The 12,843-nt window shown below is 69.6% G+C and carries 12 protein-coding genes; 4 read left to right on the top strand and 8 right to left on the bottom strand.

Features of this window, described 5'->3' with window-relative positions:
• Nucleotides 1-137 precede the first annotated feature (137 nt).
• The 4 genes from FHR32_RS47335 to FHR32_RS23540 form a co-directional block, all read right to left on the bottom strand.
• Nucleotides 138-824 (bottom strand): SSI family serine proteinase inhibitor, encoded by a 687-nt coding sequence (locus tag FHR32_RS47335; protein WP_184756700.1) that lies wholly within the window; start codon nucleotides 822-824, stop codon nucleotides 138-140.
• Between the two features lie 381 nt (nucleotides 825-1,205).
• The gene (locus FHR32_RS23550) at nucleotides 1,206-1,622 is read right to left on the bottom strand and encodes an MMPL family transporter (RefSeq protein WP_246467378.1); all 417 of its coding nucleotides are present in this window, start codon (nucleotides 1,620-1,622) and stop codon (nucleotides 1,206-1,208) included.
• Nucleotides 1,623-1,744: 122 nt separating this feature from the next.
• Complete coding sequence (locus tag FHR32_RS23545) at nucleotides 1,745-3,670, bottom strand: protein kinase domain-containing protein (protein ID WP_184756699.1); 1,926 nt, start codon at nucleotides 3,668-3,670, stop codon at nucleotides 1,745-1,747.
• A gap of 202 nt (nucleotides 3,671-3,872) precedes the next feature.
• Nucleotides 3,873-4,067, bottom strand: a complete 195-nt coding sequence (locus FHR32_RS23540; RefSeq protein ID WP_184756698.1) for a hypothetical protein — start codon at nucleotides 4,065-4,067, stop codon at nucleotides 3,873-3,875.
• A 31-nt stretch (nucleotides 4,068-4,098) separates the two neighbouring features.
• Here FHR32_RS23540 and FHR32_RS23535 point away from each other — a divergent pair, with 31 nt between their 5' ends.
• Nucleotides 4,099-4,908 carry a HipA family kinase gene (locus FHR32_RS23535; protein WP_184756697.1) on the top strand — a complete coding sequence of 270 codons (810 nt, stop codon included), beginning with the start codon at nucleotides 4,099-4,101 and terminating at the stop codon, nucleotides 4,906-4,908.
• The gene (locus FHR32_RS23530; protein WP_312882675.1) at nucleotides 4,905-5,282 is read left to right on the top strand and encodes a DUF3037 domain-containing protein; all 378 of its coding nucleotides are present in this window, start codon (nucleotides 4,905-4,907) and stop codon (nucleotides 5,280-5,282) included. Before FHR32_RS23535 ends, FHR32_RS23530 begins: the two co-directional genes overlap by 4 nt.
• Nucleotides 5,283-5,286: 4 nt before the next feature.
• On the opposite strand, the gene FHR32_RS23525 is transcribed toward FHR32_RS23530, so the two are convergent.
• From FHR32_RS23525 to dxr, 4 genes are all read right to left on the bottom strand, one after another.
• On the bottom strand, nucleotides 5,287-6,129 hold the full coding sequence (locus FHR32_RS23525) for a GNAT family N-acetyltransferase (protein WP_184757784.1): 843 nt from the start codon (nucleotides 6,127-6,129) through the stop codon (nucleotides 5,287-5,289).
• A 66-nt stretch (nucleotides 6,130-6,195) separates the two neighbouring features.
• Complete coding sequence (locus FHR32_RS23520) at nucleotides 6,196-7,791, bottom strand: alpha/beta hydrolase (protein WP_184756696.1); 1,596 nt, start codon at nucleotides 7,789-7,791, stop codon at nucleotides 6,196-6,198.
• A 238-nt stretch (nucleotides 7,792-8,029) separates the two neighbouring features.
• Entirely contained in the window at nucleotides 8,030-9,196 is a 1,167-nt protein-coding gene (gene ispG, locus FHR32_RS23515) for a flavodoxin-dependent (E)-4-hydroxy-3-methylbut-2-enyl-diphosphate synthase (protein WP_184756695.1), read from the bottom strand.
• Nucleotides 9,197-9,231: 35 nt separating this feature from the next.
• Nucleotides 9,232-10,416, bottom strand: a complete 1,185-nt coding sequence (gene dxr, locus FHR32_RS23510) for a 1-deoxy-D-xylulose-5-phosphate reductoisomerase (protein WP_184756694.1) — start codon at nucleotides 10,414-10,416, stop codon at nucleotides 9,232-9,234.
• Nucleotides 10,417-10,600: 184 nt separating this feature from the next.
• Between dxr and FHR32_RS23505 the strand changes: the two genes are divergently transcribed.
• Together FHR32_RS23505 and FHR32_RS23500 are read left to right on the top strand one after the other, a co-directional pair.
• A complete protein-coding gene (locus FHR32_RS23505; protein ID WP_184756693.1) occupies nucleotides 10,601-11,638 on the top strand; it encodes a trypsin-like serine peptidase in 1,038 nt (345 codons plus the stop codon).
• A gap of 46 nt (nucleotides 11,639-11,684) precedes the next feature.
• Nucleotides 11,685-12,674, top strand: a complete 990-nt coding sequence (locus FHR32_RS23500) for a trypsin-like serine peptidase (protein ID WP_184756692.1) — start codon at nucleotides 11,685-11,687, stop codon at nucleotides 12,672-12,674.
• Nucleotides 12,675-12,843 lie beyond the last annotated feature (169 nt).

Here is a 12,843-nt window from a genome sequence, read left to right as displayed (position 1 = left end):
AACCTTCACCGCCTCTTCGTATGCTTCACCTCTCTTATGATGATTTAACGAGAATTCATGTTGTGAATAAATGTGAGGCCGGGCGGTCGCGGCGGGATATCCCGCCGCGACCGCCCGGCCTCAGCGCAGGAGAGGTCCTAGAACCAGAAGACCGGACCGGTCGCCCTGCGCATCATGCAGGGATTGCTGTAGGTCTGCTCGAACCGGATGTATCGGCCGTTCCAGAGGCCAGTGGCGGTCGCCCTGACAGGGTCATACACCCTCGTGCAGAACACCCCCGACGGAACCGAGACCCTGGCGGGATTGCCGTAGGCCGGGGTCAGGACGGCACATGCCTGGGCCGCGCGCGGATGCGTACCTCCCGCCGGGACGCACCTGAGCTGGACACGCCGTGGCACGGGTTGCGGGGCCTGCGTCCTGGTGACGGTCAGCGTGAGATTCCTGGGGGTCTGCCCGGTGGGCCCCGGGTAGGGGGGCCACGGCGGGGTGGGGTAGCCCGGATAGGGCCAGGGCGGGGGGTAATCCGTGGGGTAGCCCGGAGGATAGGTCCACGGCGGACCGGACTGAGGCGGAGTGAGATAACCCGATCCGCCCGGTCCGCTTGGTCCACCCGGTCCGCCTGGCCCGCCCGGCTGAGGCGGATCGGGATAACCCGGCCCATCCGGTCCGCCTGGCCCGCCCGGCTGAGGTGGCGGCGGGAGAGGCTGGAGAACGGGCTGGTCGGCTCCGGAGGTCGGGGTCGGGGTCGGGGCCTGGGTTGCTGCGGCAGCCGTACCGCCGAGAAGGAAGAGCCCTGCGGCGGTCAGGCAAAAGAGATGTCGCATGAAATCCCCAATGAATCGCGTTGTTGAATGGCCAAAAAGGGAGACTTTCGGCCATTCGGGGGGATGACATACTCCCTGATCACCGGAGATGCTATATCAAATCATGACGGGATGTCTCACAGCGACTCACCATGGAACGCTATTAATACGCTGCTTGCATCCATAGGCATGGTGAACCGGCAGTCCGCAACGGACCAGCCGTTGGACCGTTATGTCCGATAGTTCTTTTCCAACTGGAGAGAATGCGGGACCGGCCGCCTTTCCTCGGCGGATATCCGGGCAGGCGACGCCGGCCACCGGACACGGATGGCGGCAGCCCAGCGGTCCACCGGTATCCGCGAAAGCGCGGCCGAGTGCGATGTGACCGTGTTCGGCCGGCGGTCAGCCGTGGCCGGCGCCGACGAGTTTCCGGGGAGCCACGCCGGTGGAGGTCTCCTCCTCGTTCCCCTCGATGGAGAGATTGGGCAGGATCCGGTCGAGCCACCCGGGGCACCACCAGTTGAACCTGCCGAGCAGAACCATGGTCGCGGGGACCGCGAAACCGCGGATGACGGTGGCGTCCACGGCCACGGCCAGGCCGACACCGAATATCTTGACCATGGGGTCGGGGTAGGCGATGAAGGCCACGAAGACGGCGACCATGATCAGGGCGGCGGAGGTGATGACCCTGCCGGTGGTGCCCAGCCCCTCGGCCACTGCCCCGCGGTTGTCGCCGTGCTTCAGGTATGCCTGCCGTACCGCGGTGAGCAGGAAGACCTCATAGTCCATCGAGAGGCCGAACAGTACCGCGAACAGCATCAGCGGGATGTGAAACGTTTACCTACAGGTGCGTACAGAACGTACATGGCCCCCGGTCCGGGCCCGCCACGGCATCGGCTCTTCCCCTGCCCGCCGGTCCGCACCCCGGCGGCCCCTCACCCTCAGCCGGACTCTCCGGCCGAACCTGGCACCTCCGAACCCGTGGAGTCGGCGGGGGCGCTCGTCTCGCCGGGATCGGGATCGGGATCGGGACCCGGACCGGTCTGTCCCTCGACGCCGACCGTGATCACGACCACGGCGTCCGGCCGGGCACACGGGCCGGAGGCCCCGCTCTGCGCCAGCACCACGCCGGACTGCGCCGGATCGCTGACGAGCCGGGGGCGCACCCGTACGGCGAAGCCCGCCTCGCTCAGCGCGCTCCGCGCGTCCGCCTCCTTCCGGCCGACGACCGAGGGCACCTCGGCCCCGCGTTTGGAGACGACGAGCGTCACCGCGCTGCCGGAGGAGACGTGCTCCCCAGCAGCTGGGGCGCTGGTGAGGACCCGCCCTCCCGGCTCCGCCGAGCAGCGCATGGTGACCTCTCCCAGAGCCAGTCTCGCCTGGGTGAGAGCGGCCTCGGCCTGCTTCCTGCCGAGGCCGGCCAGCGCCGGCACCGGCACTCCCGCCGAGACCTGCAGGTCGACCTTGGTCCCCTTGGCCACCGCGGTCCCCGCCACCGGCACGGTGCTGAGCACCTGCCCGATCCGGAGGTCGGAGTCGGCCCGAGTGAGGGTCCCGGCGACCAGCCCCGCCTGTTTGATCAGGCGGAGCGCTTCAGAACGATCCAGCCCGGCGAGCACCGGCACCGGGACTTCCGGAGGCGTCGAAGGCGCCGGAGATGCCGGAGGCGCCGGAGAATCAGAGGGCGCAGGGGGCGATGCGACTGTGGTACCGGCGTTCGGCACGGGCGCGGCGGGGCGGGCCACCCCGGCCTGCTGCGGGGTGAGCTCGACCCGTGTGCCGGATGTCCCCGGCGGATTCCGGGGCTCGCTCCGCCCCGCCTGGTCGTCACTCCCGGTCAGAGCCGGGACCAGCACACCCACCAGCACGGCCGCGCTCACCAGCAGCGCCCCCGACACCGCCACCGACGCCCTGGTCGCCGCCCGTCCCGGACGGGTCCGCGGCTCGGCGAACTCGCCGGAGGCACCGCGGGGACCACGGCTCGGCGACGCCGCCGGGGCCGGCGGGGATCCGAACGCCACCGGCACCCGGACCGACGGGGACCTTGCCGCTGCCGGCCGTACGTCGTCTCCGAGCAGGGAGAGCAGCAGTTCACGACTGGTGGGGCGGTTGCGGGGATCCTTCTCCAGGCAGTCGGCGACCAGCGCGCCGAGCTGCCCGTCGAGGTGACCGAGCTCCGGAGGCGCGCTGAGGATTCGGTGGAACACGGCTGCGACCGAGTCCTGCCCGAACGGGGCGTGGGCGTTGGCGGCGAAGCAGATGGTGGCACCCCAGGAGAAGACGTCGGCCGCCGGGCGGATCTCGGTCCCCTCCACCTGCTCGGGCGCCATGTAGGCGGGCGTGCCCGCACCGCGACCGCTCTGCGTGGCTCCCGCCTCCAGCGCCCTGGCCAGCCCGAAATCGATGACCCTCGGCCCGTCGGGACCCAGCAGTACGTTCTGCGGCTTGAAGTCGCGATGCACGATGCCGGCCCGATGAATGGCCGCGAGCGCGGTGGCCGTACCGATGGCCAGGCGCTCCAGCGCCCCTCCCCCGCGGGGACCGGTGTCCGCGACCTCCCTGTGGAGGGAGGGACCGTCGATGTACTCGCTGACGATGTAGGGGCGGTCACCGGCCAGCCCCGCATCGATCACCTGGGCCGTGCAGAACCGGGCGACCTGTTTGGCCAACTCGACCTCGCGCAGGAAGACCGCCTCGTCCTCCCCGAGCGGACCGTGCAACAACTTGATCGCGTAGGACTCCGAGCCGGTCTCGGGGTGCACACCGAGATAGACGACTCCTTGACCGCCCTCCCCCAGGCGGCCCATGATCGCGTACTCACCGAGCTTTTCGAGGTCCCCTGTCCTGAGCGGCTGGGCATGCGGCACGCGACCCTCCCCTCCCCACCACTCTTCCCACTCAAGAAGAGGTATTCCCGGCAGTCAACCGTGGTGAAGCGCTTGAGGTCCGCACCGTGACACTCATGTAATGCTCAGGTCAGGAGAAACGATGGACATCACCCCAATAACGCGGCTTCGTCCCTCCCGGGCCGGCCACCTGAGAGGCCGGCCGATCAGCCCTGACCGTCTCTCAGCCGCCGCTCACACCCATCTCGGCGAGGGCCGGCTCCACGGACCGGTCGAGCGGGTCGTCGACGGCACCGATCCGGTGTAGGGCCGCCATCCCCAGATAGACGTCATAGCCGGCGACGACGCGCAGGTGGGCGAGTTCGGACGGCTGCCCCATGGGCAGCGGGCTGGTCCGGCGGATAATGCTGCGTGCCATCCGGGACAAGGCGACCAGGTAGCCTGGCGGAGTGCTGGAACAGATCACGGCGACCCGCTACGTGACACCCCTGCGTGAGGGCGGGTCGCTCCCCGGAGTGGTCGAGGCCGACGACCTCGGCACCTATGTCGTGAAGTTCCGCGGTGCCGGACAGGGCCGCCGGGTGCTCGTCGCAGAGATCATCTGTGCCGAGCTGGCCAGGCGGCTCGGCTTCCGCATCCCCGAACTGAAGGTGATCGACGTCGATCCACAGATCGGCGCGCGGGAGCCCGATGAGGAGATCCAGGACCTGCTCAAGGCCAGCGAGGGCCACAACCTGGCGGTCGACTTCCTGCCCGGCGCGCTCGGCTTCGAACCGCTCGCCTGGCCTCCGGAGCCCGGCTACGCCTCCCGGCTGCTCTGGTTCGACGCTCTGATCCACAACGTGGACCGGAGCTGGCGCAACCCGAACCTGCTCCTCTGGCACGGCGAGACCTGGTTGATCGACCACGGGGCCGCCCTCTGGTTCCACCACAACTGGCCCACCGCCGACCCGCAGCGCGGCTTCGACGCGCGCGACCATGTGCTGGCCCCCTTCGCCACCAGGATGACGGAGACCGACGCCGAGCTCAGTGAGAAGATCACCAGAGATCTCCTCGACGGGGTGGTGGACGAGGTCCCCGACGAGTGGCTGGAGGACGAACCCGGGTTCGACGGGGCGCAGGCCGTACGGCAGGCGTATGTCGAGCACCTGCTGGCCCGCGCGCAAGGGCCCCGCGCGTGGCTGCCCGGACCGTCGAGCGCCTCCAGCCAGGAGAAGAAGGCCGGCTCGGTGGGCTCGTTCTGGAAGGACAGCCGGTGAGAGACATCTACGAGTACGCCGTGATCCGGGTGGTCCCCCGCGTGGAGCGAGGCGAGCTGATCAACGCCGGGGTGGTGCTCTACTGCCAGCCCCGCGGCTACCTGTGCGCGCGGGTGGAGCTGGACGAGGCGCGGCTGCGCGCGCTCGACCCCCATGCCGACCTCGACGGCGTACGGCACGCACTCGGCGCCTACCAGCGCTCCTGCACCACCGATGCGGGACCGCTGGCCGAGGAGCCCCTCGGCGGCCGGTTCCGCTGGCTGACCGCTCCGCGCAGCACGATCGTGCAGACCGGCCCGGTCCACGCGGGCCTCACCGCCGACCCCGAAGCCGAGCTCGAACGCCTGGTGACCTGCCTGGTGCGCAGCCTCTGAGCGCCTAGAAGAGCACCGACATGAAGGTGCCGACCTCGCTGAACCCGGCCCTGCGGTAGGCCGCCCGGGCGGGGGCGTTGTAGTCGTTGACGTAGAGCGAGACCACGGGCGCGAAGCAGTCGAGCGCGTGCTTGACCACCGAGGCCATCCCGGCCACCGCGTGTCCACGGCCACGCAGGTCGGGGTGGACCCAGACCCCCTGGATCTGACAGGCCAGCGGCGTGACGGCGCCGATCTCGGCTTTGAAGACGACCCTGCCGTGCTCGATCCGCGCGTAGGACCGGCCGATCCGGATCAGCTCGGCGACCCGGGACCGGTAGAGGGCACCGCCGTCCCCCGCCTCCGGGGAGATGCCCACCTCCTCGGTGAACATCGCCACGCAGGCCGGGAGCAGGATCTCGAACTCCTCCGGCCGCACCCTCCTGACCAACGGGTCGATCGGGACCGGGGACGGTTTGGCGACCGCCATCACCGGCTGGGCCCGGCGGATCGCGCGGGCCGCGCCCCAGTAGGGCTCCAGCCGCTCCCACAGCGACGCCACGGCGTCCGCGGGGCCGACGATCGAGGAACAGCGACGGCCCTGCTTACGGGCACGGTCAGCGAAGGCGTGCACGGCGTCGGCGCCGGCGTTCACCGGGACCAGATTGGCTCCGGCATAGCAGAGAGAGGTCAGACCGCCGCGCGGCCCGAACCCCCACATCTGGCCACCGAGCCTGGCCGGATTGAGCCCGACGGCACGGACCCTGGAGGCGACGAAGACGTTGGCGACGGGATCGGCGTCCAGAAGCGCCAGCACCTCGTCACGGTCGTTGTCGTCGAGCACGCGCGACGCCGTTGTGCGCAGCATCACGCGCTCAGCCTACGCGACCCCTGCGATTTTGGCAGGAACCAACATAGAGCCAGTCATCTCCACCTACCCGGCCGGCGGCACCCTCGTCGCCATACGCGCGGCGGGCACGGACTCCGGGGCCCCCGGGCAGCGGGCGTCCGGGGCGGCGGTGGCACGCCGGGCCTGGCCGGGCAGGGTGCCGTCCCTGAGGTAGGCCATCAGGTAACGGTCCGCGCAGCGGTTCCCGCCCAGCGAGACACCGTGGTTGCCGCCGGGAACGGTCACCAGCCGGGAGGCGCCGAACAGCTTGCGCACCTGCAGGGCCCCGGAGTAGGGCGTGGCGGCGTCGCGCTCGGCCTGGATGAGCATGACCGGCGGCAGCTCCGGGCTGTCCTGGATCTTCACCGGCGTGCCTCCGCGCTCGGGCCAGAACGCACAGGGCGCGTTGTACCAGGCGTTCGCCCAGGTGAGGAAGGGCGCCTTGGCGTACAGCCTGGACATGTCGGTCCGCCATCGGGACCAGTCACGGGGCCAGGCGGCGTCACTGCACTGCACGGCCAGGTAGACGGCGTACTCGTTCTCCGCCTTGGCGTCGTTCTCCGCGTGCCGGCGGTAGGCGGCGAGCATCGGCTCGTCGTCGTCCTTCTTGACGTAGGCGGAGAACGCCCTGGCGAGCTGCGGCCAGGTCAGGTCGGAGTAGCCGCCGGCGGTGTAGATGTCGTCGAGCTCGCTCGGGCCGACCACCCCGCGGACCGGACGGATACGCAGCCGATCCCGCATGGCGTACCACGCGAAGGAGACCGACTTGCCGGTCGCACCCAGCTTGTAGACGTCGTTGTGGCGGGCCGTCCATTTCAGGAAGTCCTGGTGCCGCCGGCCGAAGGAGACGTCCTGGACGAGGTTGGAGTCGTACCAGACCCCACGGGGGTCCACCACGCTGTCCAGGACGAGCCGCTTGACCCTGCCGGGAAAGAGCGTCGCGTAGACCTCGCCGAGGTAGCTCCCATAGGAGTAGCCCAGGAAACTGATCGTGGGCTCACCGAGTGCCGCTCTGATCGCGTCCATGTCCCTGGCGGAGTTCTCGCTGCTCATATGGGGCAGCATCCACTTCCACCGGTCCCCGCACGCCGTGGCGTACTGCTGAGCCCTGCCGATCAGCACGGTCTCCTCCCGCGCGTTGCCGGGCACGTGGTCGGGGAGCGGCGGGGCGTAGTATTTCGCGGGGTCCACGCATCGGAGCGCGGGCTCGCTGTTCCCCACCCCCCGCGGATCGAAGCCGACCACGTCGAACCGCTCCGCCAGGTTGGCGGGGAGCCGGGCGGCGACGTATTTGGCCAGGTTGCGACCGGAGGCCCCGGGCCCTCCGGGGTTGACCAGCAGCACACCGAGGTGGTCGTCGCCCCTGACGGCCTTTCCTCTGATCCGGTTCAGGGCCAGGCTGATGGTCTGGGAGGGGTTGCCGTAGTCGAGCGGCACCCTCAGGTTCGCGCACTCCACCTCGCCCGCCTTGGCCGGAGCCGGAGCGGTCAGCACGCCATCGAGCAGTCCGGTCTTGGGCGCATCGTCACAGGGCCCCCAGACCAGCTCACTCCGCTTCTGCTGCGCCACCGCCCCCTGCGGAACTCCCATGGTGACGGCCAGCACTGCGACGACCGCGACAACCCCGACAACCCTTTTCACCGGCGTCCCCTCCTCATAAGGCAGAGGCGATGCTCTCTCAGGCGAGGGCACGGCCACGGGGAACACGACCGGAATCTTAACAATCCGTATGCGAACGATTGCTATATGCAACCAACGGAGTCGAGGCCGTCCCGCGCGCACCTCTCCGAGATCGCCGCGCGCGGGGATCCGCCCCAGACGGAACAGGACCGTCCGGCGCACCGCAACGGCGCTCCGGACGGTCCTGGCAGATCAGTGCCTAGCCGACGACGACCTCGGGGCCCGAGACGTCCCCGTCGAGGTCGACGTCCACGCCCATCTCCTCGGCGAGACGCAGGGCCTCCTCGATGAGGGTCTCCACGATCTGGGACTCGGGGACGGTCTTGATGACCTCTCCCTTGACGAAGATCTGGCCCTTTCCGTTGCCGGAGGCGACGCCGAGGTCCGCTTCGCGGGCCTCACCGGGACCGTTGACGACACATCCCATCACCGCGACGCGGAGCGGGACCTTCAACCCCTCAAGGCCGGCCTGAACCTGCTCGGCCAGGGTGTAGACGTCGACCTGGGCGCGGCCGCAGGACGGACAGGAGACGATCTCCAGACCACGCTCGCGCAGGTTCAGCGATTCCAGGATCTGGGTGCCGACCTTGACCTCCTCGACCGGCGGGGCGGACAGTGACACGCGGATGGTGTCGCCGATGCCCTCGGCCAGCAGCGCGCCGAACGCGACGGCGGACTTGATCGTGCCCTGGAACGCCGGGCCCGCCTCGGTGACGCCCAGGTGGAGCGGGTATTCGCACTGGGCGGCCAGCAGGCGGTATGCCTGGATCATCACGACCGGGTCGTTGTGCTTGACCGAGATCTTGATGTCGCGGAAGCCGTGCTCCTCGAAGAGCGAGCACTCCCACAGGGCCGACTCCACCAGCGCCTCGGGCGTCGCCTTGCCGTACTTCTGCAGCAGCCTGGGGTCGAGCGAACCGGCGTTGACACCGATCCGGATGGGAACCCCGTGGTCGGAGGCGGCGCGGGCGATCTCACCGACCTTGTCATCGAACTTCTTGATGTTGCCGGGGTTGACCCGGACGGCCGCGCACCCCGCCTCGATCGCGGCGAAGACGTACTTCGGCTGGAAGTGGATGTCCGCGATCACCGGGATCTGGGACTTCTTCGCGATGATCGGCAGCGCCTCGGCGTCGTCCTGGGAGGGCACGGCCACCCGGACGATCTGGCAGCCCGACGCGGTCAGCGCGGCGATCTGCTGAAGCGTGGCGTTGATGTCAGCGGTGACCGTGGTGGTCATCGACTGGACGGAGACCGGCGCGTCTCCGCCCACCGGGACGGATCCCACCATGATCTGACGGGATTTGCGTCGCTCGGCGATCGACCTGGTCCTTACGGAAGGGATACCGAGAGCAACAGAAGTCATTTTCAGCCCTTGAAGAGTCGACGACATTACCCAGTCTAGGCAGTCCCGGTGAGCTCCCGAGCCCGCGCCCGCGCCCATTCGTCGGCATCGAGCACTTCTGCTACGGAATCTGCTTTGGTCACGATGTGCTCGGAGACAACTGTGGCCACAGTGTCGACGATGCCGAGGAAGGGCAGCCGCCCGGTCAGGAACGCGTCGACGCAGACCTCGTTGGCCGCGTTGTAGACGGCGGGGGCCGTGCCCCCCGCCGAACCGACGTGGCGGGCCAGCGCGACGGAGGGGAAGGCCTCGTCGTCGAGCGGGTCGAACGTCCAGGTGTGTGCCCTGGTCCAGTCGACGGTGGGGGCGGCGTCGGCGACCCGTTCCGGCCAGCCGAGGGCCAGCGCGATGGGCAGTCTCATGTCGGGCGGACTGGCCTGGGCGATGACCGAACCGTCCACGAACTCGACCATGGAGTGGACGACCGACTGCGGATGGACCACGACGGTGATCCTGTCGAAGCCGATGTCGAAGAGCAGATGGGCTTCGATGACCTCCAAACCCTTGTTCACCAGAGTGGCGGAATTCACCGTGATGACCGGGCCCATCGACCAGGTCGGGTGGGCCAGGGCCTGCTCGGGGGTCACATCCGCGAGCTCCGCACGCGACCTGCCGCGGAAGGGACCGCCGCTGGCGGTGACGACGAGACTCCGCACGGCCGACGCGTCGGGCCCGGAGGGTCCGGCGGCCCACAGGCACTGGGCCAGCGCGGCGTGCTCGGAGTCGACCGGTATCAGCTGCCCCGGCTTGGCCAGGCGTTTCACCAGCGGCCCGCCGATGATCAGCGACTCCTTGTTGGCGAGGGCGAGCACCCTGCCCGCCTCGAGCGCGGCCAGCGTCGAGGTCAGTCCCAGCGCGCCGGTGATGCCGTTGAGCACCGTGTCGGCCGGCCAGACGGCCGCCTCGGCGACCCCCTCCGGCCCGGCGAGCACCTCGGCACTCACCCCGTGCGCGGCCAGGGCCTCCCGCAGCGCGGGCACGGCCGAGGGGTCGGCGACGGCCACCGCGTCGGGCCGGAACTCCGCCGCCTGGCGGGCCAGCAGGTCGACCCTGCCTCCTCCGGCGGCGAGCGCCGCCACCCGGAACCGGCCGGGGTTACGGGCGATGACGTCGAGGGACTGGGTCCCGATGGAGCCGGTCGAGCCGAGCAGGACGACGGAGCGAGTGGTGTCTGGCTGCACCGTCCCATTCTCCCGGCTCCCGTCTCCCTGTCGAACCGGCACCGAAATCTGTGATGGGTGAAACCCGCGATAAAAGGCGCTACTTACGTCTGAATTTCGCTATATCAATAGTTGTAAATATCGAGAAATGCGGTTATCCAGCGCATTAGCTTCCCGACTCAGCATCAGGTCTCGGGAGGTACAAATGCGTCGTACGGCACGCCTGGTCCCCATACTCACTCTCGTCGCGGGCGGCACCCTGCTCCCCGCGGCGGTCGCGCACGGCACCGTCGCGACGGCGGCCGGCCCTCATCCCATCGAGAAGGAGGCCGCCGACACCAGGACCGAGCAGCGCACCGTCCAGCGCTACTGGACGGAGGCGAAAATGGAGGCGGCCCAGCCACTGGACAGCCTCGCCCCGAAGAAGAGCGGAGTCCGGCTCGCGGCGGCGGCGGTCGCGGCACAGGCGGCGGCCGAACCCGTCTCGGTCCCGGCGACCTCACCCGACGGTGACACCGTCATGACCGTCCAGCGCTCGGCGCCCGCCCGCGCCTCCACGGGATCGCCGTGGAAGGGCCGAGGGGCGATCTCCACGACCGCCGGGCGGATCTTCTTCACCTACCAGGGCCGCAACGCCTCCTGTTCGGGCAACGCGGTGACCAGCGACAACAAGAGCACTGTGATCACCGCGGGGCACTGCGTGAAGATGGGCGGCGCCTTCCACAGCAACTGGGTCTTCGTTCCGGGCTACGACAACGGGGACCGGCCGCACGGCACCTGGGTGGCGACCACGCTCTACACCACCCCGCAGTGGAACAACAGCGAGGACGTCAACTACGACGTGGCGGCCGCCGTGGTGGCTCCGCTGGACGGCCGGTCGCTGACCGACGTGGTCGGCGGCCAGGGCGTCTCCTTCAATCAGGCCAGACGGCAGCAGATGCACTCCTTCGGATATCCGGCGGCCAGCCCCTATGACGGATCGAAGCTGGTCTACTGCGCCGGCCGGGCGTTCGACGACTTCCTGATGTCCCGTGACATCGGCCTGAACTGCGCCATGACCGGCGGATCGAGCGGCGGCCCCTGGTTCGTCGACTTCAACGAGACCACCGGGCTGGGCACGCTGAACTCGGTGAACAGCTTCAAGTACGGGTTCGCCGGCGGATGGATGTTCGGTCCCTACTTCGGGACCGACGCGCAGGCGGTCTACGAGGCGGCGCAGAGCACCGACACTCCCCGAAATTGACGGAAAGTAGTTATAGCTACACACCACGTAGTGCAAAATCGGCTCCATGACCTCGACCCTCCCCCTGTTCGCGGGTGCCGTGCTCGTCACCGGTCTGATGGGCGCCTCCCCTGCCGCCGCGACGACCGCGGAGCACGGGCAGGCCGCCCACCCGCTCCAACCGGCCGTGAAGGCCGCCCAGAAAAGGGACGACGTCGTCGAGCACACGGCCGCCGACGGCACCTCGGACCAGAACCGCGTGCTCGGCTACTGGACCCCTCGCCGGATGGCGGACGCCGCCCCGATCGACCTGCTCGGGGCGGCGACCAAGGTGCTCGGCACACCGGGCGCACCCGTTCACCAGCAGAGCCCCCGCACCGGCGGAGCGCGCTGGGGGGCGGGCGGTTCGGTGACCCGCACCACCGGCCGGGTCTTCCTCACCATCGGCGGGCTCGACTTCGTGTGCTCGGCCAGCTCGATCAGGAGCGCCAACAAGGACCTCGTGGTGACCGCCGGCCACTGTGTCAAGGACGGCACCGGAGCCTGGGCCGACAACTGGACCTTCGTGCCCGGTTACGACGCGGGCCGCCAGCCCTACGGGCAGTTCACCGCCCGCCGCATGTTCGTCACGGGTCCATGGTCGCGCAGCGCCGACGACAGCTACGACGTCGGCATGGTGGCGCTCAACCCCAGAGACGGCAGGCACGTGGAGGACGTCGTCGGAGGCCAGGACATCGCCTTCGGCACCGCCCGGGGGCGCCCGGCCCACACCTTCGGCTTCCCCGCCGAGTCGCCCTACGACGGCGAGCACCTGGTCTACTGCGCCGGCCCGGTCCGCGCCGACCCCCACGACCAGACCGGCGACCAGGGCATGCACTGCGACATGACCGCCGGATCCAGCGGCGGGCCCTGGCTGACCGGCTTCGACACCGCCACCGGGCGCGGCGCGATCACCTCGGTGAGCAGCTTCAAATACAGCGACGACCGGAACACCATGTACGGCCCCTACTTCGGCACCACGGTCAAGGAGCTCTACACCACCGCCGAGAGGTCCTGACCGCGAGCCCGGGGCGGGTCCGTGGTGAGGCTGAAGGTTCTCGCTGTTCGCGCTGCGGTGGGTGTTCCTTTGCGCTGCGGGTGTCCCGGTCTGAGGGCCTGTCGCCGTTCGCGCTGCGGTGGGTGGGTGTTCCGGAAGAGTGAGTGGCCGTTCGCGCTGCGGTGGGTGG

It is taken from the genome of Streptosporangium album (assembly GCF_014203795.1).
Classification (GTDB): Bacteria; Actinomycetota; Actinomycetes; order Streptosporangiales; family Streptosporangiaceae; genus Streptosporangium; species Streptosporangium album.
Note: the sequence above shows the minus strand (reverse complement) of the source record. Positions and strands in the feature narration are given on the sequence as shown.